This window comes from Humibacter soli (assembly GCF_054779035.1).
The window spans coordinates 1,501,162-1,523,221 of the sequence record NZ_BAAGYX010000001.1; the positions used below are offsets into that span (position 1 = coordinate 1,501,162).

The 22,060-nt window shown below is 67.3% G+C and carries 16 protein-coding genes and 2 riboswitches; of the genes, 7 read left to right on the top strand and 9 right to left on the bottom strand.

The features are described 5' to 3' along the window. Positions 1-3 precede the first annotated feature (3 nt). The 3 genes from ACYVDN_RS07050 to ACYVDN_RS07060 all read right to left on the bottom strand — a co-directional run bounded on the left by ACYVDN_RS07050 (position 4) and on the right by ACYVDN_RS07060 (position 4,640). Positions 4-447 carry a hypothetical protein gene (locus ACYVDN_RS07050; RefSeq protein ID WP_460569808.1) on the bottom strand — a complete coding sequence of 148 codons (444 nt, stop codon included), beginning with the start codon at positions 445-447 and terminating at the stop codon, positions 4-6. Positions 448-628: 181 nt separating this feature from the next. After that, positions 629-2,551, bottom strand: coding sequence for a GTP-binding protein TypA/BipA (typA, locus tag ACYVDN_RS07055; RefSeq protein WP_460572271.1), 1,923 nt, complete (start codon positions 2,549-2,551; stop codon positions 629-631). Positions 2,552-2,726: 175 nt separating this feature from the next. Continuing rightward, positions 2,727-4,640: an ABC transporter ATP-binding protein gene (locus ACYVDN_RS07060; RefSeq protein WP_460569810.1), complete on the bottom strand. Its 1,914-nt coding sequence runs from the start codon at positions 4,638-4,640 to the stop codon at positions 2,727-2,729. 83 nt (positions 4,641-4,723) lie between these two features. Here ACYVDN_RS07060 and ACYVDN_RS07065 point away from each other — a divergent pair, with 83 nt between their 5' ends. Next, positions 4,724-5,353 carry a PH domain-containing protein gene (locus tag ACYVDN_RS07065; protein ID WP_460569812.1) on the top strand — a complete coding sequence of 210 codons (630 nt, stop codon included), beginning with the start codon at positions 4,724-4,726 and terminating at the stop codon, positions 5,351-5,353. Between the two features lie 27 nt (positions 5,354-5,380). Here ACYVDN_RS07065 and ACYVDN_RS07070 read toward each other — a convergent pair whose 3' ends face one another. From ACYVDN_RS07070 to ACYVDN_RS07080, 3 genes are all read right to left on the bottom strand, one after another. Next, the gene (locus ACYVDN_RS07070; RefSeq protein WP_460569814.1) at positions 5,381-6,475 is read right to left on the bottom strand and encodes an ABC transporter permease; all 1,095 of its coding nucleotides are present in this window, start codon (positions 6,473-6,475) and stop codon (positions 5,381-5,383) included. Positions 6,476-6,518: 43 nt separating this feature from the next. Continuing rightward, on the bottom strand, positions 6,519-8,051 hold the full coding sequence (locus tag ACYVDN_RS07075; protein ID WP_460569816.1) for an ABC transporter permease: 1,533 nt from the start codon (positions 8,049-8,051) through the stop codon (positions 6,519-6,521). Between the two features lie 177 nt (positions 8,052-8,228). Next, positions 8,229-9,995, bottom strand: coding sequence for an ABC transporter family substrate-binding protein (locus ACYVDN_RS07080; RefSeq protein WP_460569818.1), 1,767 nt, complete (start codon positions 9,993-9,995; stop codon positions 8,229-8,231). Positions 9,996-10,306: 311 nt separating this feature from the next. On the opposite strand from ACYVDN_RS07080, the gene ACYVDN_RS07085 reads away from it, so the two are divergent. Further along, the gene (locus tag ACYVDN_RS07085; protein WP_460569820.1) at positions 10,307-11,137 is read left to right on the top strand and encodes a CPBP family intramembrane glutamic endopeptidase; all 831 of its coding nucleotides are present in this window, start codon (positions 10,307-10,309) and stop codon (positions 11,135-11,137) included. Between the two features lie 94 nt (positions 11,138-11,231). Here the strand turns inward: ACYVDN_RS07085 and gcvP are convergent, their stop codons facing one another. The 3 genes from gcvP to gcvT all read right to left on the bottom strand — a co-directional run bounded on the left by gcvP (position 11,232) and on the right by gcvT (position 15,743). Then, complete coding sequence (gcvP, locus tag ACYVDN_RS07090; protein WP_460572273.1) at positions 11,232-14,048, bottom strand: aminomethyl-transferring glycine dehydrogenase; 2,817 nt, start codon at positions 14,046-14,048, stop codon at positions 11,232-11,234. Positions 14,049-14,194: 146 nt separating this feature from the next. Continuing rightward, entirely contained in the window at positions 14,195-14,581 is a 387-nt protein-coding gene (gcvH, locus tag ACYVDN_RS07095) for a glycine cleavage system protein H (protein WP_460569823.1), read from the bottom strand. A 1-nt stretch (position 14,582) separates the two neighbouring features. Then, positions 14,583-15,743, bottom strand: coding sequence for a glycine cleavage system aminomethyltransferase GcvT (gcvT, locus tag ACYVDN_RS07100; RefSeq protein ID WP_460569825.1), 1,161 nt, complete (start codon positions 15,741-15,743; stop codon positions 14,583-14,585). Between the two features lie 92 nt (positions 15,744-15,835). Then, positions 15,836-15,939: riboswitch (glycine riboswitch) on the bottom strand. A 1-nt stretch (position 15,940) separates the two neighbouring features. After that, positions 15,941-16,038, bottom strand: a riboswitch (glycine riboswitch). Between the two features lie 137 nt (positions 16,039-16,175). On the opposite strand from gcvT, the gene ACYVDN_RS07105 reads away from it, so the two are divergent. The 5 genes from ACYVDN_RS07105 (at position 16,176) to ACYVDN_RS07125 (ending at position 22,031) form a co-directional block, all read left to right on the top strand. Beyond that, positions 16,176-16,916, top strand: coding sequence for an NUDIX hydrolase (locus ACYVDN_RS07105; protein WP_460569827.1), 741 nt, complete (start codon positions 16,176-16,178; stop codon positions 16,914-16,916). Between the two features lie 94 nt (positions 16,917-17,010). Continuing rightward, the gene (gene nadA / locus ACYVDN_RS07110; RefSeq protein ID WP_460569829.1) at positions 17,011-18,324 is read left to right on the top strand and encodes a quinolinate synthase NadA; all 1,314 of its coding nucleotides are present in this window, start codon (positions 17,011-17,013) and stop codon (positions 18,322-18,324) included. A gap of 34 nt (positions 18,325-18,358) precedes the next feature. Continuing rightward, the gene (locus ACYVDN_RS07115; RefSeq protein ID WP_460569831.1) at positions 18,359-19,981 is read left to right on the top strand and encodes an L-aspartate oxidase; all 1,623 of its coding nucleotides are present in this window, start codon (positions 18,359-18,361) and stop codon (positions 19,979-19,981) included. Next, entirely contained in the window at positions 19,975-20,826 is an 852-nt protein-coding gene (nadC, locus tag ACYVDN_RS07120; RefSeq protein WP_460569833.1) for a nicotinate-nucleotide diphosphorylase, read from the top strand. Before ACYVDN_RS07115 ends, nadC begins: the two co-directional genes overlap by 7 nt. An 11-nt stretch (positions 20,827-20,837) precedes the next feature. Next, positions 20,838-22,031: a cysteine desulfurase family protein gene (locus ACYVDN_RS07125; RefSeq protein ID WP_460572275.1), complete on the top strand. Its 1,194-nt coding sequence runs from the start codon at positions 20,838-20,840 to the stop codon at positions 22,029-22,031. Positions 22,032-22,060: the final 29 nt, after the last annotated feature.

Sequence of the window (22,060 nt, forward strand, 5' to 3'; positions counted from 1 at the left end):
TCGCTACTTCTTCTCGGTGACCGTGTAGTTCGCGACCCAGCCCTTGTGGTTGTCCTTGGCGACGACGACGAGCACGGTGTAGGGGTCCTTGGTGAACGTCGCCGTCGCCCCGGTGTCTGTCTTGCTGTTCATCCCCTCCGTGAAGCCGGCGGACGTGAGCTGGTTGCTGATGGGGTCGATGGCGTCGGCGCCGCTCACCTTGATGGTCACGTTCCAGATCTTGCCGTCGGATGACCCGACCGACGCCCCGTACAGCACCTCGCCCTTCGCGAGCGGTACCGCCGTGGGGAAGTCCGCCGGCACGGACTTTCCGCCGAGATCGACGTGGCCGTGCGTCACGTTCTTGACGATCCCCTGCACGCTGCAGCCGGAGAGAGCCGCCGCTGAGCCGAAAGCGAGGGCGAAAGCCAGTGGAAGGGCGACCGCCGCGCGACGCACTCTGGACATGATGAGCTCCCGACGTTCGAGGGACCGACCCGGACGGCGTCGACAGGTCGACATCCGTAAGGTAACGCCTTCGACGGCGCTTGTCATCAGAGATTGCTAGGTGTTCCCAAGTCTTTCTCAGACAAGCGCGTCACGCGTCACGAGCGACACGGTGTGACGAGTGCCTTTCGGCCGCGCCGGCTCAGCTCTGCGTCTCGCGCTTCAGCCTGGCCGTCTGACGACCGCGGGTCTGCTGGTCGAGGATCACCTTGCGAATGCGCACCATCTCGGGCGTCACCTCGACGCACTCGTCTTCGCGAGCGAATTCGAGGCACTCCTCGAGAGTCAGCTGGCGCGAGGGCGTCATCGACTCGAAGTTGTCGGCGGTCGACTGCCGCATGTTGGTGAGCTTCTTCTCCTTGGTGATGTTCACGTCCATGTCGTCGGCACGTGAGTTCTCACCGACCACCATGCCTTCGTAGACCTCTTCGGTCGGGTTCACGAAGAACGTCATGCGCTCCTGGAGCGCGATGATCGCGAACGGCGTGACCACGCCAGCACGGTCGGCCACGATGGAGCCGTTGCTGCGCGTGACGATCGGGCCCGCCCATTCGCCGTAGCCGTGGGAGATGCCGTTCGAGATGCCCGTACCGCGGGTGATCGTGAGGAACTCGGTACGGAAGCCGATGAGACCGCGGGACGGCACGATGAACTCCATGCGCACCCAGCCCGTGCCGTGATTCGACATGTTCTCCATGCGGCCCTTGCGCGCGGCCAGCAGCTGGGTGATCGCGCCGAGGTACTCCTCAGGTGCGTCCACGGTGAGGTGCTCGTACGGTTCGTGCACCTTTCCGTCGACCCGCTTGGTGACCACCTGCGGCTTGCCCACCGTGAGCTCGTAGCCCTCACGGCGCATCTGCTCGACGAGGATGGCGAGCGCGAGCTCTCCGCGCCCCTGCACTTCCCAGGCGTCCGGGCGTCCGATGTCGAGCACGCGCAGGGAGACGTTGCCGACCAGCTCGCGGTCCAAGCGGTCTTTCACCATGCGGGCCGTGAGCTTGTGGCCCTTCACCTTGCCGACCAGCGGCGAGGTGTTCGTGCCGATCGTCATCGAGATCGCCGGGTCGTCGACGTGGATGGCCGGAAGCGGTCGAACGTCTTCCGGGTCGGCGAGCGTGTCACCGATCATGATGTCTGCGAAGCCCGCGACCGCGACGATGTCGCCGGGGCCGGCGCTCTCCGCCGGGTACCTGTCCAGGGCCTTCGTCATGAGCAGTTCGGTGACGCGCACGTTGTGCACGTCGCCGTCGTGCCGCACCCAGGCGACGGTCTCGCCCTTCTTGATGGTGCCGTTGAACACGCGCAGCAGCGCGAGCCGGCCGAGGAACGGCGACGCGTCGAGGTTCGTGACGTGGGCTTGGAGGGGCGCTTCGTCGTCGTAGGTCGGTGCGGGGATGTGCGTCAGGATCGCGTCGAACAGGGGCTCGAGGTCCGGGCTGTCCGGCAGCTCGCCGTTCCCCGGCTGGTTCGAGGAGGCACGGCCGGCCTTGCCTGACGCGTAGACGACGGGAACGTCGAGGATCGCGTCGAGGTCGAGGTCGGGCACGTCGTCCGAGAGGTCGGAGGCGAGGCCGAGGAGCAGGTCCTGGCTCTCGTGCACGACCTCCTCGATGCGGGCATCCGGTCGGTCCGTCTTGTTCACGGCGAGGATGACCGGCAGCTTCGCCTCGAGCGCCTTGCGCAGCACGAACCTGGTCTGCGGTAGCGGGCCCTCGCTGGCATCCACCAGCAGAACCACGCCGTCGACCATGGACAGGCCGCGCTCCACCTCGCCGCCGAAGTCGGCGTGCCCGGGGGTGTCGATCACGTTGATCGTGACCGGGTTGCCCTTGCCGTGCTCCGCGGCGTGCTTTCCGTTGTATGAGATCGCCGTGTTCTTGGCGAGGATCGTGATGCCCTTCTCACGCTCCAGCTCGTTGGAGTCCATCGCACGCTCTTCGACGTGAGCGTGCTCGGCGAACGAGTGCGTCTGGTTGAGCATGGCGTCGACGAGCGTCGTCTTGCCGTGGTCGACGTGGGCGACGATCGCGACGTTGCGCAGATCGGTGCGGGAGCGGATGGCCATGGCGGAGTCCTCGAACTGGAAGAAGGGGTGTCCGCCCGCTGCGGCGCGGGCGATGGAAGCGCTCGACAAGCCTGAGGCGGTTTGCGGGCACGGCGAATGGCGAGACGAAAACCCGCCTCGTCGAGTTTACCGGAGGATGCCTCGGCCCCGCGCCAGCGGAGACCGAGGCATCGACTCAGTCGGTCGGACGCCCGTCCTTGTCGCGCGACGGGTCGTCCCGACCGTCGTCATAGCCCTCCGAGGCCGCGTAGTGCGCGGGCTCCGCGTACTCCCCCGGCCCGGGATGCAGCGACGGGTCGTTGTACTCGTCGCTGCCGGCAGCGAGAATGCGCGCACGCAGCTCGCGCCGCTCGCGCTGCACCTCCGGGTCGGGCAGCGGCACGGCGGCGATGAGGCGCTGCGTGTACGGGTCCTGCGGGTTGCGCAGGATCTCGTCGCGCGTGCCCACCTCGGCGAGGCGGCCGAGGTGCATGACGGCGATGCGGTCGGCGAGCACGTCGATGACTGCGAGGTCGTGGGTGATGAAGAGGCAGGCGAACTGGAACTCGCGCTGCAGGTTCTTGATCAGCTCGAGCACCGTCGCTTGCACGGAGACGTCGAGCGCCGAGGTCGGCTCGTCGGCGATGAGCAGGTCGGGGTGCAGCGAGAGCGCACGCGCGATGCCGACGCGCTGCTTCTGACCGCCGGAGAGCTCGTGCGGATACCGGGTCATGTACGACTTCGGCAGCTCGACGCTCTCCAGCAGGGCGCTGACCTCGCGGTCGAGCGCACGGCCTTTGACGCCGTTCGCCAGCAGCAGCGGCTCGCCGATCGACTGGCCGATCGTCATGCGCGGGTTGAGCGAGGACGCAGGGTCCTGGAAGACGATTCCCGCGTTCTTGTGCACCTGGCGCACCCGCTTGCGGTTCCACTGCGAGAGGTCGACGCCCGTGACGTTCAGGCTCCCCGACGTGATCGGCAGCAGACCGATCGCCGCGCGGCCCAGGGTCGTCTTGCCCGAACCGGACTCGCCGACCAGACCCATCACCTCGCCCTGGTGCACCGTGAGGTCGACGCCGTCGATGGCGCGGAACGCCTTCACGCGACCGTGGCCCGGGTACTCGATGATCGTGTCCTTGAAGTCGAGCACCGTCTGACGCTGATCGAGCTCTTCGGCGACGTGCTGCGCCTCTTCCAGTGCGCGCTCGTTGACCTCGATCTGCTGAAGAAGAGCTGTCGACGTCTCCGACTCGTCGAGCGCGACGGCTGCGAGGGCGACGGTGATGTCGATGTCGCCGCCTTCGGAGCCCTGGCCGAGGTGCGGCACGGCGTCGAGCAACGCCTTGGTGTAGGGATGCTGCGGCTCGCGGAAGATCTGCAGCGTCGGCCCTGCCTCGACAACCTCGCCCTGACGCATGACCGCGACGTGGTCTGCGAGGTCGGCGACGACGCCCATGTCGTGGGTGATCAGCAGCACAGCGGAGTCGAGCTTGTCGCTCAGGTTGCGGATCAGATCGAGGATCTCGGCCTGCACCGTGACATCCAGCGCGGTCGTCGGCTCGTCGGCGATCAGCAGGCCGGGGTCGCACGAGATCGACTGCGCGATCATGGCACGCTGCCGTTGGCCACCTGAGAGCTGGTGCGGGTACGAGTTGAACGCCTTCACCGGGTCGGGCAGCTCGACGAGTCGAAGCAGCTCGATGGCGCGGTCCTTCGCCTCGTGCGGTGATATGCCGAAGTGGATGCGCAGTGTCTCGATGATCTGGAAGCCGACCGTGAGCACGGGGTTCAGGGCCGTCATGGGCTCCTGGAAGATCACGGCGATGTCCTTGCCGCGGATCGCGTGCATCTGCGCGGGGTTCAGTCCGCGCAGCTCGCGCCCGTTCAGCTTGATCGAGCCGCTGACCCTGCTGTTGCGGGGCAGCAGGTCGAGCACCGACATGGAGCTCACCGACTTGCCGGAGCCCGACTCGCCGACGAGCGCCATCACCTCGCCGCGCTTGATCGAGTAGTTGAGCTTCTTCACGGCGGGAACCCAGACGTTGTCGACGGCGAAGTCGACGCTGAGGTCTGCCACCTGCAGTACTGGGGTGTTGTTCTCCGGTGCCATCAGACGGCGGCCCCTTCTCGGCTCGTACGAGCCGCGAGTCGTGCGTGCACGGCACGGAGCGCGGAAGCTGACACGATGGAGTCATGCAGGATTCCGCGGCCGTCGACCGTGATGTTTTCGTTTCGAGATTCAACCGCGTGCTCGCGGTCGTTGCGTGGGCGCTGGCTGCCGGGGCCCTTGTCGCTTACATCTGGTCGCACGGCGAACTGCGCGACCCGTTCGTGATCGTTCCGGTCGTCTTCGTCGCTCTTGCCGCGTGGGTCGCGCTGTGGCGCCCGCGTGTCAGCATCGACGACGACACCATCGAGGTGCGCAACGTGTTCCGCACCATCACGGTTCCGTGGCCCGCGCTCATCAATGTGGACACCCGGTTCGCCCTGACGCTCTTCACGCCAGGTCACCGCTACAGCGCGTGGGCCGCTCCCGCGCCAGGTCGCACCGGTGCCGCCATCGCGCAGCGCAAGCAGCGGCATGGCGAGGTGGCGATGGCCCCGATCGGCAGCGACGGCACGATCCGTCCCGGCGACCTGGTCGCCAGCGAGTCGGGCCAGGTGGCCTACCTGATTCGCGAGCGATGGGCGCGGCTGCGTGAGTCCGGCCGCATCGAGGCGGGCATCGCCGACCAGACGCCCGTCGGCATCCGTGTGCACTGGTGGCTGAACGGCGCGCTGCTCGTGCTGCTCGCCGGCACCGTTCTGGTGTTCGCGCTGTAGTCGCAGCCGCTGTGCGGTGGCGTTCACTTAGCTCTCCGCCTTGCCGCCGGACGGTCCGTCATCCGTGCCGTCTTCCGTCGCGATCGCCGTCGCGACGGCTGCAGCGCCCTGGTCTTCGGTGGGCTCAGGCTCCTGGGTGCGACGCAGGCTGAACCGCTGCTGCCGCGGGTCGAACGCCTCGCGGAGTCCGTCTCCCACGAAGTTGACGCACAGCGCGAGCAGCACGATGAAGAGGGCTGGCCACCAGAACAGCCACGGGCGCGTGCTGAACGCGCTCTGGTTCTGGCTGATCAGCAGGCCGAGCGATGAGTCCGGCGCCTTGATGCCGAAGCCGAGGTAGCTGATCGCCGTCTCGAGCAGGATGGCAGAGGCGATGAGCAGCGTCGAGGAGACGATGATCACGCCGATGGCGTTGGGCAAGATGTGCCGGAAGATGATTCGGGTGTCCGACGCTCCGGCGACACGTGCCGCCTCGACGAACTCCCGCTCTCTCAGCGCGAGGAATTCCGCGCGCACGAGCCTCGCGATCACCATCCACGAGACGAGCGCGAGCAAGGCCGCGAGCCCGAACGCTCCGAGGCCGTTGGCCGTGCGGCCGACGATGGCGCCGACGACGAGCGCAGGGATCACGATGAAGATGTCGGTGATGCGCATCAGCACCGCGTCGACCCAGCCGCGGTAGTACCCCGCGATGGCGCCGACGATCACACCGAGCACCGTCGCGAAGATGCCGATCACCAGCATCACCAGCACGGAGTTCTCGATGCCGCGCATGGTGAGCGCGAAGTAGTCCTTGCCGATGCGGTCCTGGCCGAAGGGATGCTCACCGAGGCTGAACGGCCACAGCTTCAAGGTCGGCGCACCCTGGTTCACCAGATTGTTGAGCTCGCTGTAGGTGTAATGCCACCAACCCGGGATCGGGCCGAGACCGATCGCCGAGATGGCGAACACCAGGATCGCCACGTACAGGATGAAGGCGACGACAGCCAGCCGGTTCCTCATGAACCGCCGGAAGATGAGCCGCCCCTGGCTCTCGCCCTTCTTGCCGCCCTCGAGGTCGGGGAGGTCGACCTTGCCGTCGTTCAGGCCGGGCTCGGGAATGTTGCCCTGGATCGTGCTCATGCCGCCACCTCCGCTGCGGTCTGCGTGTCGTTCGTCTCGCCGCTCATCGCACACGCACTCTGGGGTCGAGGACCGAGTAGGTCAGGTCCGCCAGGAAGTTGAACGTGATGGCCGTGATCGCCACGACGAGGAAGTAGCCCATCACCGGATTGACGTCTGTTCGGAACAGGCCGGCGATGAACAGCTGGCCCATGCCGCTGATGCCGAACACGTACTCCGTGATGACGGCACCACCCAAGATGGCGCCGATGTCGGTGGCCACCAGGGTGGTGATCGGGATGAGCATGTTGCGGAACGCGTGCCGCACGATGACGGTGCGCTCCGGCAGGCCCTTCGCGCGCGCCGTGCGCACGTAGTCCTGACCGAGCACCTCGAGCATTCCGGAGCGGGCGTACCGCGTGTAGCTCGCGAAGCTGATCGCGAGAAGGCTCAGGGTCGGAAGCAGGAAGTGGCTGAAGGTGTCGAGACCGGTGATCCAGACGTCGCCCTCAAGACCGGGTGTGGCCGATCCGACCGTAGCCAGCGGACGGTGATTCGTGACGTCCATGTAGGCGGGCCACGATCGCATGAAGCGGTCGAGCACGATCACACCGGAGGTGAAGAACGCCGTGAAAGCACCGATCCGCATCATCAGCCCGCGGTCGTAGCCACCGACGAAGAACCCGACGAGCAGGCCGACCGCGATCGCGACGATTCCGAGGATGAGCAGGGTTCCGATGCTCGAGACGTTGAGCAGTCCCTGCAGGCCGAAGTAGGCGACGATCGCGATCGCCACGTTGATGCCTGCCGTGATCCACGCCTTGCGGTTGTGCAGGCCGGCGAGCAGTGCGACGAAGCCGAATCCGATGACCGCGCAGAACACGATGACGACGACCGGGCCCAGCGAGGGCTCGACGAACCAGTTCGTCGCCGACATGTACCAGAGCACCAGCACGGTCGCGGCACCGGAGATCAGGAAGGTCAGTGCCCGCTTGCGGAAGTTTCCGCCGACGATCAGCTGAACGATCAACCCGACGATGATCCCCCAGATCGCCAGAGCGAGAGGCGACAGGTGAGGGTCGGCGAGGAAGTTGTTGTAGTCCAGGGCGATGAAGCTCTTCAGGAGCACCGCGATCAGGAACGACGGCAGTGAGAACAGGAAGAAGCTGACCAGCGTGATCGAGTAGTCGAATCCGCTGTAGGCGCGGAGCGCCGTGATCATGCCGAGCGCGACGCCGAGCACGACGGCCAGCACGAAGGCCAGGGTGACGAGCTGGAGCGTCGACAGCATGGCCTGTGGCAGCAGCTGTGCCACTTCTTGGTTCTGGAAGGTGGAACCGAGGTCGCATCCACCGCCCACAGGGACGATGCAGCGTGCGACGCCGCCGAGCCAGAGCAGCCAGCGTAGGGTCGCCGGCAGATTCAGGTGTTGCGCTTGAGTGCGAGCGTCGATCAGCGCTTGCTTGTTCGGGTTGTTGCTCCCCTCCAGGTCTTGGAGCGGATCACCCGAGTGTGCCGTCAGAACGTACATGATGTACGACGCGGCGATCAGGATCAGGATCGAGACGCCGATGCGTCTCGCAATGTAACTCACCATATGGAAGAAGAACCTCTGTTAGCTGGAGGCGCGACCACGTCGATCGGCGTCATTGCCGGTGTGCGTCACCAGATACTACGCCCGTGAAGGGCAATGCCCAGCGACGGGGCGTCGAACCATGTCGGTTCGACGCCCCGCGCGATTGAGCGATCTTAGTGGATCAGTTCGAACGCCGGACTACTTGGTCCAGGTCCAGAAGTTCCAGAAGATGCCGTTCTGTCCACCGAAGAACTGGATGCCCTTGACACCACCGCTCGTGTAGGCGAACAGACCCGGAAGCTGGAACAGCGGGAGACCGTACGCCGTGGCGAACGTCCTCGCGTCGATCTGCTTCTTGATGTCCAGCAACTTCGACGGGTCCAGCGTCGTCTGCGACTGCACAGCGAGGTCGTTGGCCTGCTGGTCGTTGAAGTTGTTGTAGTTACCGGGGTTGCCGATCTGGAACAGCTGCGGCAGCTGCGCGTTGCCCGCGCCTGGGTTCACCCAGCCGAAGATCGACGCGTCGTAGTCGCCACCAGAGAGGAGCGAGCTCCACTGCGGCGATCCGCCGTCCACCACGTTGAATCCGGCCTTGGCCGCCGAGGCCTGAATGGCCTGGAACGAGTCAACGCGGTTCGGGTTCTCGGTGTTGTACAGGATCTTGACGGTCGGCGTCTTGCCCGCGAGGAGCTGCTTCGCCTTGGCGATGTTCACCGCGTTGTAAGCGGACGAGCCGTTGGCCTGCACGCTGGCGTCGTAGCCGTCCTGACCAGGCAGGAAGACCTGCGAGTTCAGAACCTCGGCCTTGGGGTTGATCGGCGTGACGATGGCCTTGAGGATGTCCTCACGCGGGATCGTCAGCAGGAAGGCCTGTCGAACCGTCGGGTCGCTGAAGGTCGGCGACTTGAAGTTCAGGTCGAGGTGGTCGTACGCGGCCTGGTCGCCCTGGACGATCTTCACGTTCGAGATCGCCTTGAGTGCCTTCACCGTGTCGGCTGTCGCCTGCGGCTGGATCGCGTCGACCTCGCCGTTCTGAAGAGCCGTCACCTGAGCGTTCGCGTCGGGGATGAAGCGCATGACCAGCTTGCCGAACTTCACGGCGTGGCTGCCCACGTACTCCTTGTTCGGCACGAAGGTCATCGACTGCTTCGGCGTCCACGCGGACACCTGCAGCGGGCCGCCGGAGATCAGAAGGTTCTTGTCCTTCGGCAGCGCGGTCGCGTCATAGCCCGTGTTGATGAGCTTGGCGGCCTTCTCGATGGTCTGGTTCGGCGCGGCCGGGTTGTTCGGGTCGCCCTTCGGAGTGGTCAGGAAGGCGTTCGTGAGGTCCTTGGTGCTCACGCCGATTTCCTTGGCCACCGCGTGCGCCGGGAACTGGATCGGGTTCACCAGGTTCCAGTCCACGTAGGGCTGGTCGTAGGTGAAGGTGATCGTGCGGTTGTTGTTGCTCACCGTCGGAAGGTTCGTGGCGAACGGGCAGCCGGCAGCGGTCACGAAGTACTGCGTGCCGCTGGTCACCTTGCCGGTGGCGTCGAACTTCGCCGAGTCGTAGTAGCAGACGCTCTGTGCCCAACCGAGCACCAGGTCGTCGGCGGTCATCGGGACGCCGTCGGACCACTTGGCCTTGCTGTTCAGCGTGTACTCGACCTTGAGCGGGCTGTCGCTGAGCTTCTTGTAGGTGCCGAGGTCGGTGTTGGGAACGACCTTGTAGTCGTCACCCTGCAGGGTGAAGAACTGCGGCTGCGTCATCTGCCAGATGAAGCCGTTCGTGTCCAGGTTTCCCTGGGGAGTGTTGTAGTTGAACGACGTCGCCTCGTTGACCTCAGCCACGGTGATGGTCTTACCGCCCGACGACGCCTCGCTGGAGGGCGTGCTCGTCGTGCAGCCGGCGAGCGCAATGCCCGCGGCGGCGGCGACCGCGACGGCACCCAGCAATGGGCGCAGACGCTTTCGCGTGATCTTCAATTTTCCTCCTGAATGCATTTTTGGCACACGACGAACCAGAGGGCCGTGGTGTACACGAGATAGCAATGAAGATAATTCACGGGGTTGAGGACGAGCAAAATGGCGGTACAAACCGTTACGTGCTAGTAACCATCGCGACGAAATCGTGCGCGACATGCACAGGCGGTGCTTGAAACAAGCGCCATTTGCAACATTTGAGCAGAGGCGCTGCCGGGCGGCAATCGTGTCGTGCACACCCGACGTCGGGGATCCGAAGCCCGGGAGACCGTGCCGACCGAGGTGGCGTCCGCAACGGATGGAAGGATGGCCGCATGACGTCAGACGCGGAGTCGGCGCGGGCTCGGTCATCCTTTCTCGCCGAGGTGCCGGTAACCCGAAGCGAGCGGCCGCGGCTGTGGTGGGAAGTCGCGATCGTACTCGGGCTCTCGCTCGGACAATCGGCCGTCTACTCGATTCTGACGATCATCCAGCGGCTCGCTGCGCCGACGCCGCTGAAGAACCAGAGCACACAGCTCAATCCGTCGCAGTCGCCGACGCCGTGGCTCGATCTCACGTATCAGCTGCTCGACATTGCGTTCTCGCTGATGGCCGTCGCGCTCGTCATCTACCTGCTCTGGCAGCCGACGCGCAGCGGCTTCCGTCGCATCGGCCTCGACTGGACCCGGCCGTGGCGCGATCTCGGCGGCGGGGTGGTTCTGTTCCTCGTGATCGGCATTCCGGGAATCGCGTTGTACGCGGTGGGTCGTGCGATCGGCATCACGGTCGACGTGCAGGCATCCCCGATCGATACCTACTGGTGGACGGTGCCGGTGCTCGTGCTCTCCGCAGTGCGCGCGGCTCTGCAGGAGGAGGTGATCATGGTCGGCTACCTCTTCACACGGTTGCGACAGCTCGGGTGGAACTCGTGGTGGATCATCATCGCCTCGGCGCTCGTGCGGGGCAGCTACCACCTCTACCAGGGCATCGGCCCGTTCTTCGGCAACGCGATCATGGGCGTCGTGTTCGGCTGGTGCTACCGCCGCTGGGGCCGCACGGCGCCGCTCGTCGTCGCGCACAGTCTGCTCGACATCGTCTCCTTCGTCGGCTACCCGCTCGCGGCTGCCCTCTTCCCGGGCGTCTTCGGGCCTGCCCCGAAGGGCTGACCAGCGGCGTCCCGCGAGACTGCATCTCCGCGCCATCCAAGCGGGCTTCACCTTCCGCCTTGGCGCGAGGATGCAGTCTCGGGCTGAGGTGGGGCTAGGCGAACGCCTCAGGCGGCGGGCAGGCGCAGAACAGGTTGCGGTCGCCCCATGCCTGGTCGATGCGACGCACCGGCGGCCAATACTTGGTGCGCACCAGGGTGGGAACCGGGTAGACGGCCTGCTCGCGGGAGTAGGGGTGCGTCCACTCCCCCACGATCGACTCCGCGGTGTGCGGGGCTCCCCGCAGCGGGTTGTCGTCGACGGGGAAGGTGCCAGACCCGACGGCATCCGCCTCGGCTTTGATCGAGATCATCGCCTCGACGAATCGGTCGAGCTCTGCGAGGTCCTCGCTCTCGGTCGGCTCCACCATGAGCGTGCCGGCCACGGGGAAGCTCATCGTCGGGGCGTGGAAGCCGTAGTCGATGAGGCGCTTGGCGACATCGTCGACGGTGACTCCCGTGGCATCGGTGAGGGGCCGGATGTCGAGGATGCACTCGTGCGCCACCAACCCCCGCTCCCCCGCGTACAGCACAGGGAAGTGCTCCCTGAGGCGGGAGGCGACGTAGTTGGCGGAGACGACGGCGGCGCCCGTGGCGCGTGCGAGGCCGTCAGCGCCCATCATCCGCACGTAGGACCATGAGATCGGCAGGATGCTCGGGCTTCCGTACGGCGCGGCAGAGACGGGCGCACCGTCGTGGGCGTAGCCGACGTGGTCGTTCGACTGCATGAGCGGATGCCCTGGCAGGTACGGTGCCAGGTGCGCCTTCGCCGCCACAGGGCCCACCCCTGGACCACCACCGCCGTGCGGGATGCAGAAAGTCTTGTGCAGGTTCAGGTGCGAGACGTCGCCGCCGAAGTCGCCGAAGCGGGCGTAGCCGAGCAGTGCGTTGAGATTGGCACCGTCGATGTAGACCTGTCCGCCTGCGGCGTGCACGGCCTTGATCACGTCGACGACGTCGTGCTCGTAGACGCCGTGCGTCGACGGGTAGGTGATCATCAGCGCGGCCAGCTCGACTGCGTGCTCGGCCACCTTGGCGCGCAGGTCGTCGAGATCGACGTTGCCCGAGGCATCCGTCGCGACCACGACCACGCGCATGCCGGCGAGCACAGCAGAGGCGGCGTTGGTGCCGTGTGCGGACTGCGGAATGAGGCAGACCGTGCGGTGGGTGTCGCCGTTCGCGTTGTGATAGCCGCGGATGGCGAGCAATCCGGCCAACTCGCCCTGGCTGCCTGCGTTCGGCTGCAGCGAGACGGTGTCGTAACCGGTGAGCTCGGCGAGCCAGGTCTCCAGCTCGGCGATCAGATCGAGGTAGCCGGCGGAGTCGGACGACGGCGCGAACGGGTGCAGCTGCGCGAATTCGGGCCAGGTCACGGCCGCCATCTCGGTCGCCGCGTTGAGCTTCATGGTGCACGAGCCGAGCGGGATCATGCCTCGATCGAGCGCGTAGTCTCGGTCGGCGAGCAGCTTGAGGTACCGCATCATCGCCGTCTCCGAGTGGTACGACGCGAAGACGGGATGCGCGAGGTAGTCGCTCGTGCGCACCAGCGTCCCGGGGATGACCGATGGCGCTCCTGCGGCCGTGACGTCTGCGGCTTCCAGGCCGAACACCCGCACGAGGAGCCGCTCGACCTCGGCGCCGTCCGATGCGGTCACCTCGTCGAATGCCACCGTCACGGTGTCAGCATCCGCGGCAGCGACGAGGAGCCCGGCATCATGAGCGGCGGCCGCCAGCTCGCCGGCACGACCGGCGACCCGCACGGCGATGGTGTCGAAGAAGGCGTCGTGGACGAGTTCGACGCCCGCTTGCGTCAGCCGATGCGCCGCTGCCGACGCCGTGTTGTGAACGCTCTGCGCGATCGCGCGGATGCCCCGTGGTCCGTGATAGACCGCGTACATCGACGCCATCACGGCCAGCAGCACCTGTGCAGTGCAGATGTTGCTGGTGGCCTTCTCGCGGCGGATATGCTGCTCGCGCGTCTGCAGGGTGAGGCGGTAGGCGGGCTTGCCGGCAGCATCCTGGCTGACGCCGACGAGACGACCGGGAAGCTGCCGCTCCAGTCCGCTTCGCACCGCCATATAGCCGGCGTGCGGTCCGCCGAATCCCATCGGCACGCCGAAACGCTGGGTCGTGCCGACGGCGATGTCGGCGCCGAGCGCACCCGGCTCCTTGAGCAGGGCGAGCGCCAGCAAGTCGGCCGCGACGACCGCGAGACCTCCCGCGCTGTGCACGGCGGTGATGACCCCGGTCGGGTCCCACACCCGTCCCGACGCCGCCGGGTACTGCACGAACGCGCCGAACGCCTCGGGCAGCTCGGCAGGATCGGCCGAGGCGAGGTCGAGCTCGACCAGCTCGATTCCGACCGCGGCCGCGCGGCCGCGGAGGATCGCGAGCGTCTGCGGAAAAGCGTCCGTGTCGACGAGGAAGACGTTGGACTTCGCACGGGACGCCCGACGTGCGAGGAGCATCCCTTCCGCGACGGCCGTTCCCTCGTCGAGCATCGACGCGTTCGCGATGTCGAGCCCGGTGAGGTCGCACACCATCTGCTGGAAGTTGATCAGGGCCTCGAGACGCCCCTGCGAGATCTCCGGCTGATAGGGCGTGTACGCCGTGTACCAGCTCGGGTTCTCGAGCACGTTCCGCTGGATGACCGCCGGCGTGATGGTGCCGTAGTAGCCCTGTCCCAGGAAAGACGTGTTGACCGTGTTCCTGGATGCCAGCCGCCGCAGTTCGCGCAGCGCCTCACGTTCGCTCACTCCCTCTCGGGGAAGCGTGCGCCCGGGAAGATCGACATCGGCGGGCAGTTGGATGCCCTCTGGCACGGCCACGCGCACGAGCTCGTCGACGGAGTCGAAGCCGAGGGTCGCCAGCATGCGCGTCGTCGCGTCGTCGTCCGGACCGATGTGCCGGTCGACGAACGAGCCGCGGAGGGCTCCGACGACGAGGTCGCCGCTCTCGACTCCGCCAGGTTCGACGCTTACTTCGCCGGTCACGCCACCCTGCTCATCCGATGCCGCGCTCACGCTTCGGCGCCGGTGAGGGCCGCGTAGGCTGCGGCATCCAGCAGGTCTTCGATGCGGGCGACATCGGCGACGCGCACCTTCACGAGCCAGCCTTCGCCGAACGGGTCGGAGTTGACCAGCTCGGGCGCGTCGACGACGGCGTCGTTGATCGCGACGACCTCGCCGCTGACCGGGGCGAACAGCTCGCCGACCGACTTGGTGGACTCGATCTCGCCGACGACTGCGCCTTCGGCGGCGTCGCTTCCGGCCGCGGGAAGGTCGACGAACACGACGTCGCCCAGTTTGTCGGCCGCGTACTCCGTGATGCCGACGGTCGCGATGTCGCCATCGACGAGCACCCACTCGTGCTCTGCCGTGTAGCGGCGGTCTGCTGGCAGTGCCATGTCAGTTCTTCTTTCTGCGGTAGAACGGGAGATCGGTCACGGTGAACAAGACGCGGGTTCCGCGCACGTCGACGTCGAGATCGGTTCCGGGGGCGCTGTGCTCGGAATCGACATAGGCCATCGCGATCGGATGACCGAGCGTCGGCGATAATGCGCCGGAGGTCACTCGGCCGACGGGTTCGCCGTCGCCCCCACGGGCGAAGACGAGGTAGTCGGCACGGGCCGCGCGCTTTCCTGAGCCGGCGAGGCCGACGAGCACCCGGGCATCCTCAGGGGCGCCCTCCTCGATCGCAGCTCGCCCGACGAAGTCGCCGGGCTTGTCGAGAGCGACGACCCGCCCCAGTCCGGCTTGCGAGGGTTGAGTGCGGTCGGTGAGCTCGTGCCCGTACAGCGGCATGCCTGCTTCGAGTCGCAACGTGTCGCGGCTGGCGAGCCCGGCGGGAACGAGGCCGGCTCCCGCCCCCGTCTCCAGCAGCGCATCCCACAGCGCCGGCGCGTTGTCGGGTGCGACGTAGAGCTCGAAGCCGTCCTCGCCGGTGTAGCCCGTGCGGGCGATGAGCACGGGATGGTCCTGGAATGTGCCGGACAGCGACCGGTAGTACTTCAGTGCCGCCAGGGCGCTCTCGATGTCGGGATCCTCACGATCCTCCGGTCGGTCGTCGCCCGCTTCGAGCCCGAGCTCCTCGACGTTCTGCAGTATCTCGAGCGCGCGCGGGCCCTGGATCGCGATCAGGGCGATGTCGCCCGACTCGTCGTAGACGCCGGCGTCGAAGGATGCCGCACGCCGCGTGATCTCGTCGGCGACCGTCTGCCGGTTCGCAGCGTTCGCCACGACGACGAATCGATCCGCGCCGGTGCGGTACACCACGAGGTCGTCGAGGATGCCGCCCGCCTCGTTCAGAAGAAGCGTGTACTTCGCCTGTCCCTGCTCGAGAGCCGAGAGGCGGCCGGCGAGCGCACGGTCCAGGGCGTCGGCGGCCTGCGGCCCGAGCACGACGATCTCGCCCATGTGGGAGAGGTCGAAGAGTCCGGCGGCGGTGCGAACGGCATGGTGCTCGGCGAGATCGCTCGAGTACCGAACCGGCATCTGCCAGCCGGCGAAGTCGGTAAAGCTTGCGCCTGCCGCAACGTGTGCGTCGTTCAGCGGCGAGAGCTGAGCCATGGGAGTTCTCCGATCTGCTTCGCAGCCCTCGGGACTCCCGGAGGAGACCACAGGCCGGTCGAGAGGCCGCACACGTCGGTGTGCGTGGGAACTCCCCCTCTGTCATGAAGGCCTGAGAGATTCGCGCGGGCGGGCGCCCGCGCTTTCACCTTGGGCGAGACCGTGGCGGGATGCCGCGATCTGCTCTCCAGAGTGGCCAGTTCGACGCGGTAGGGATACCTGAGAGATTGTCGGGGAGGATTGCTCCTTCGGTGTCTGCGCTGATGCTTCGCGCAGACTCTCCCGCATCGACCGTGTGGCCCGATCTTCGGTTGTGCGCTCAGCCTATCGGCACTCTTCGCACAGAACCGAGTCCCGCTGTGAAGGTCTCGGTTCTGGTCGATGCGACACAAAGGTGTATTATGAGTTCAGGTCAAACAAACCTTTACTCTGATGGCAGACGACACAGCACTCAGCGACTCACAACGCGACGGCTCGACGAGCGCCGCAGCGATCAGTCTCGCCGTCTCGACGGTCATCTTCACGCTTCGAACCGATGACCGGTTCGGCGCTCAGGGCGCACGCCCGACACTCTGGCTCCCTCTCGTGCGGCGCATCCGTGATCCGTTCGACGGCAAGTGGGCGCTTCCTGGCGGGCCGCTGGCTGCGGGCGAGGGTCTCGCGGATTCCGCTCGTCGCACGCTCGGCGAGACAACCGGCCTCGCGCCGCGCTACCTCGAGCAGCTGTACGCGTTCGGGGACGTAGACCGCTCCCCCGCCGCTCGGGTGGTCTCCGTCGTGTACTGGGCGCTCGTCGGATCGGACGAGGCCGCCCGCGCCACGGTGGGCCAGAACGTGCGGTGGTTCGCCGCCGACGAGCTGCCGACGCTGGCATTCGACCACAATCTCATCGTGGACTACGCCCTCTGGCGGCTGCGCACGAAGATGGAGTACTCGCGCATTGCCCACGCCCTGCTCGGCGAGACGTTCACGCTCTCACAGCTGCGCGAGGTGCACGAGGCCGTGCTCGGCAAGCGCCTCGACCCGGCGAACTTCCGCAGGGCGATGGAGACCTCCGACGCCCTCGTCGACACCGGCGAGCGCGTGACGGGCGCACGGCATCGTCCTCCGAAGCTCTACCGCTACGACGCATCGGTCGACCTCGCCGACAACGGACCGCTGCCGCACCCATGACCCTTCGACTCGCTCCACTCGCTCAGGGAGCGGAACCACTCACTCCGCTCGGGCATCCGAGCTCCCCCGAACCACACGAAAGAAGGCATCGAACATGACGCTCGTCGCTTCGGTCGACCGCACCATCCGTCTCATCGAGACGGGTGAGGAGTCCGGTGAGACCTGCACGCCCGATCTTGTCGAAGCACCATGGACCTTCGACCTCGGGATGCCCGGGTATGGGCCCGGCGCATCCATGGACGACCCCATCCCCGCCGACAGCCCGCGACAAGGCGAACTGCCGCAGCTCTACCGCGACGCCTCGGCCGCCGAGCTGGCGGATCGCATCCGCGTGGCCAAGGAGCGGCTCGGCGACCGCGTGATGGTTCTCGGCCACTTCTACCAGCGCGACGAGGTGGTGCAGTACGCGGACTTCGTCGGCGACTCCTTCCAGCTCGCGAACGCCGCCAAGGCCCACCCCGAGGCAGAGGCGATCGTCTTCTGCGGCGTGCACTTCATGGCCGAGACGGCCGACATCCTCACGTCGGCAGAGCAGAGCGTGATCCTGCCGAACCTGGCGGCCGGGTGCTCGATGGCCGACATGGCCGACATCGACTCCGTCGAGGAGGCGTGGGAGCAGCTGATGGAGGTGTATGCCGACGAGCAGAGCGGCGGCGAGATGGATGCCGAGGGAACGGCATCCGTCATTCCCGTCACCTACATGAACTCGTCCGCCGCGCTCAAGGCATTCTGCGGCCGCCACGGCGGCATCGTGTGCACCTCGTCGAACGCCTCGACCGTGCTGCGGTGGGCGTTCGAGCGCGGCAAGCGCGTGCTCTTCTTCCCCGACCAGCACCTGGGCCGCAACACCGCGAAGGCCATGGGCATCCCCGTGGAGCTGATGCCGATGTGGAACCCGCGCAAGAGCCTCGGCGGCAACGATGTCGAGTCGCTGAACGCGGCGAAGGTCATCCTCTGGCAGGGCTTCTGCTCCGTGCACAAGAGGTTCTCGGTGTCGCAGATCGAGCAGGCGAGGGCTGATCACCCCGGCGTGCGCGTGATCGTGCACCCCGAGTGCTCGATGGAGGTCGTCGACGCGGCCGACGAGTACGGCTCGACGGATTACATCGTGAAAGCCATCCAGGCAGCGCCCGCGGGCTCGACGTTCGCGATCGGCACCGAGATCAACCTGGTGCAGCGCTTGGCCGCCGAATATCCGCAGCACACGATCTTCTGCCTCGACTCGGTGGTGTGCCCGTGCTCGACGATGTACCGCATCCACCCCGGTTACGTCGCGTGGGTGCTCGAGTCGCTCGTGGCCGGCGAGGTCGTCAACCAGGTGAGCGTCTCGGCCGAGGTTGCGGCCGACGCCAGGGTCGCGCTCGAGCGGATGCTCGCCGCGCGCCCCGACACGACGATGGCGGCATGACGTGGCCGGGGGGATAGTAAGCAGTGCGACCCGTATGAACCGACCTCGCGTGATCGTGGCGGGCAGCGGCATCGCCGGGCTCACCGCGGCACTGCGCGCGAGCGCCTTCGCTGAGGTGACTGTCGTCACCAAGTCTGCGGCGACGGAGAGCAACACGCTCTATGCCCAGGGCGGCATCGCCGCTGCACTTTTCGACGACGACAGCGCCGAGCTGCACATCGCAGACACGTTGCGCGCCGGAGCGGGCCTGAACGATGAGGATGCCGTGCGCATCCTCTGCACGGAGGGCCCAGGGCTCGTGCGCGAGCTGATCCGCTTCGGTGTGCCGTTCGACCGCGACGGCGATGCCCTTGCACGTGGGCTGGAGGCGGCGCACTCGCGGGCACGGGTGCTGCACGCGGGCGGAGACGCGACAGGCCGGGCGATCGAGCTGTCGCTGTTCGCGCTGCTGGCGGCATCCGGCGTGCGCGTGGTGGAGAACGCCGTGCTCACCGACCTCGTGCTCGACGGCGGTCGGGTGACGGGGGTGCGAACCTTCGACGGCCGAGTAACCACGACGCTGCCCGCCGAGGCGGTCATCCTGGCGACCGGCGGCGCTGGCAGGCTCTATGCGCACACCACCAATCCCGCGGTAGCGACCGGCGATGGCATCGCTGCCGCGTGGCGGGCGGGTGCCGAGCTCGCCGACCTGGAGTTCTACCAGTTCCACCCGACGGCGCTGGCGATCCCCGGTGGAACGTTGGTCTCCGAGGCCGTGCGAGGCGAGGGTGCCGTGCTGCTGGATGCCCGTGGCGAACGGTTCATGACGCGGGTGCATCCCGACGCCGAGCTGGCACCGCGCGACGTCGTCGCAAGGGCCATCGCTGCGACGATGACCGCGCAGGGCGGGGTGCCCGTGCTGCTGGACGCGACGGCCCTCGGCCGCGACTTCCTTGCCACGCGGTTCCCGACGATCCAGGCTGCGACTCGTGCGGCCGGGTTCGACTGGGCGCACGAGCCGATCCCCGTCACGCCTGCGGCGCACTACTGGATGGGCGGCGTGAAGACGGATGCCTGGGCGCGCACGAGCCTGCCCGGACTTTTCGCCGTCGGGGAGGTCGCGTGCACGGGTGCGCAGGGTGCGAACCGACTGGCGTCCAACTCCCTTCTCGAAGGCCTCGTCTTCGCCGCACGTGCGGTGGACGCCATCGGGGCGGACGACCTTCCACTGTCCCGCACTGAGCAGACGACGGAGCGGGTCCCTGGCGTCGCGAGCCGGTTCGGCGGTTCCGAGCAGTCGGCCGCCGGACATCGTGCCGACAGGAGCCTCGGGGACCAGGTGCGAGACGTCATGTGGCACAACGTCGGCGTCGAGCGCGACGGCGAGGGACTCGAGGCAGCGGTCGAGCGACTCGAGGAGCTTGCAGCACGGTCATCCGCCCCGCTCACTGTGCCGCAGCACGAGGACCGCAACCTGCTGACGCTCGGCACGCTGATCGCGCGTGCGGCTCTCGCCCGCGAGGAGTCGCGCGGTGCCCACTACCGTAGCGATTTCCCCGACACCGCCGAGGTCGCAGAACACAGCCTCGTCATCCGCGACACCGTCATCATCGGCGACGCCGATGAGCTCATCTTCGCCCGGGAGGGCATTGCCGGAAAGGCGGTCGCCGCGTGCTGACCACACAGATCATCGACCGCGTCGTGCAGACCGCACTCGACGAGGACGCGCCGTGGGGCGACGTCACGAGCGAGCTGTTCATCCCAGCCGAGGCGACGGCGTCGGCCGAGCTCGTCGCTCGCGAGCCCGGAGTGTTCGCCGGCGGCCAAGTGGTGGAGCGCACCATGCACGCGGTCGATTCTTCGCTCGTCGTGGAGCTGCTCGTGGCGGACGGGGATGCGTTTGAGAAGGGACAGACCCTCGGACGCGTGAAGGGGTCGGCACGGGGCATCCTGCGCGCCGAACGGGTCGCCCTCAACCTCGTGCAGCGCATGAGCGGCATCGCGACGCTGACGTCGAAGTACGTGGCCTTGACCACCGGAACGGATGCCCGCATCGTCGACACCCGCAAGACCACGCCGGGCCTGCGCGCTCTCGAACGTCACGCCGTGGTCTGCGGAGGCGGTCGCAACCACCGCAACTCCCTCTCCGACGCGGTGATGGCGAAGGACAACCACCTCGCGGTGCTCACCGCAGGCGGTATGTCGCTGACCGACGCGATCCGCTCCGTACGCGGCAGGCTCGGCCACACCACCCACATCGAGGTCGAGGTCGACCGCATCGACCAGATCGAGCCCGTGCTGGCTGGCGGAGTCGACACGATCATGCTCGACAACTTCACGATCGACGAGCTGCGCGAAGGCGTCGCCCTGGTCGCCGGGCGCGCGATCATCGAGGCGAGCGGAAACGTCAACCTCGACACGGTCGCGGCGATCGCCGGTACGGGAGTCGATGTCATCTCGGTCGGCGCGATCACGCACAGCGTGCGCTCCCTCGACATCGGGCTCGACGTCACGATCGGATGACCACGAATCCCGTGCTCTACCTCGACGCTGCGGCCACCACGCCGGTGCGTCGCGAAGCGCTGGAGGCGGCGTGGCCGTATCTCTCCGGCGATTTCGGCAACCCGTCGAGCACGCACGAGCTCGGACGACGGGCCGCCGTCGCGTTGACTGATGCCCGTGCCGAGGTCGCGCGGGTACTGAGCTGTCGCGCCTCCGAGGTCGTGTTCACGTCGGGCGGGACCGAGGGCGACAACCTCGCGATCAAGGGCATCGCGCTCGGGGCGCCTCGTGGCAGGCACATTGTGACCGCTGCGACAGAACATGAGGCGGTGCTCGAATCCGTCGATCACCTTCGACGGGTGCACGGGTTCGACGTGAGCCTCGTGCCCCTCGACGAGTTCGGACGGGTCACCGTCGACGCGTTGCGCTCTGTGCTGCGGCCGGACACCACACTGGTCAGCATCGCGTACGCGAACAACGAGATCGGCACGGTGCAGCCCGTCGCCGCGCTGGCATCGGCTGCTCACGACGTCGGCGCGCGGTTCCACTCCGATGCTGTGCAGGCCGCCGGCCGGCTCTCGCTGAACGTGCGGGAGCTCGGGGTCGACGCGCTGTCGTTCTCGGGTCACAAGGTGGGAGCACCGAAGGGATCCGGCGCCCTCTTCCTGCGCGGCGGGATGCCCGTCGAGCCACTGCTGAGCGGCGGCGGCCAGGAGCGCGGCCGGCGCTCCGGCACCGAGAACGTCGCGTTCGCGGTTGCGCTGGCGAGCGCGCTGGGCGCTGCATACGCCTCCGCGACGGCAGCCGACGGGAATGCCGCCGATGGGGATGCCTGCGATGGGGATACCGGGGCAACACCTCACACCGGTGTACCAGCAGACCAGGTGCGCGACGGGTTCGCGTCTCGGGTGCTGACCACGGTGCCTGGTGCGCGGTTCACCGGGCATCCGACCGAGCGCATTCCCGGCCACGCGTCATTCGTGATCGACGGCGTGAACGGCGAGACCGTGCTGCTCGAGCTGGAGAGACGCGGCGTGATCGCCTCGAGCGGGTCGGCGTGCGCGGCCGGCCGGAGCGACCCGTCCCACGTTCTCACCGCGATCGGGCTGCCCGACGAGCTCGCGACCACAGCCGTCCGGTTCAGCTGGACCGATGCTTCGGCATCCGATCTCGAACGCGCCGCGGAGGCGTTGGCCGAGTCCGTCGCCGTCGTGCGCTCGCTCTGAGCCCGAGCCCTAGAGGTCGGAACGCGGGC

Bases quoted from the DNA above. Each gene is read 5' to 3' on its own strand.
- ACYVDN_RS07050 (WP_460569808.1), bottom strand. From the start codon at position 447: ATGTCCAGAGTGCGTCGCGCGGCGGTCGCCCTTCCACTGGCTTTCGCC.
- typA (WP_460572271.1), bottom strand. From the start codon at position 2,551: ATGGCCATCCGCTCCCGCACCGATCTGCGCAACGTCGCGATCGTCGCC.
- ACYVDN_RS07060 (WP_460569810.1), bottom strand. From the start codon at position 4,640: ATGGCACCGGAGAACAACACCCCAGTACTGCAGGTGGCAGACCTCAGC.
- ACYVDN_RS07065 (WP_460569812.1), top strand. From the start codon at position 4,724: ATGCAGGATTCCGCGGCCGTCGACCGTGATGTTTTCGTTTCGAGATTC.
- ACYVDN_RS07070 (WP_460569814.1), bottom strand. From the start codon at position 6,475: ATGAGCACGATCCAGGGCAACATTCCCGAGCCCGGCCTGAACGACGGC.
- ACYVDN_RS07075 (WP_460569816.1), bottom strand. From the start codon at position 8,051: ATGGTGAGTTACATTGCGAGACGCATCGGCGTCTCGATCCTGATCCTG.
- ACYVDN_RS07085 (WP_460569820.1), top strand. From the start codon at position 10,307: ATGACGTCAGACGCGGAGTCGGCGCGGGCTCGGTCATCCTTTCTCGCC.
- gcvP (WP_460572273.1), bottom strand. From the start codon at position 14,048: ATGCTGGCGACCCTCGGCTTCGACTCCGTCGACGAGCTCGTGCGCGTG.
- gcvH (WP_460569823.1), bottom strand. From the start codon at position 14,581: ATGGCACTGCCAGCAGACCGCCGCTACACGGCAGAGCACGAGTGGGTG.
- gcvT (WP_460569825.1), bottom strand. From the start codon at position 15,743: ATGGCTCAGCTCTCGCCGCTGAACGACGCACACGTTGCGGCAGGCGCA.
- ACYVDN_RS07105 (WP_460569827.1), top strand. From the start codon at position 16,176: ATGGCAGACGACACAGCACTCAGCGACTCACAACGCGACGGCTCGACG.
- nadA (WP_460569829.1), top strand. From the start codon at position 17,011: ATGACGCTCGTCGCTTCGGTCGACCGCACCATCCGTCTCATCGAGACG.
- ACYVDN_RS07115 (WP_460569831.1), top strand. From the start codon at position 18,359: ATGAACCGACCTCGCGTGATCGTGGCGGGCAGCGGCATCGCCGGGCTC.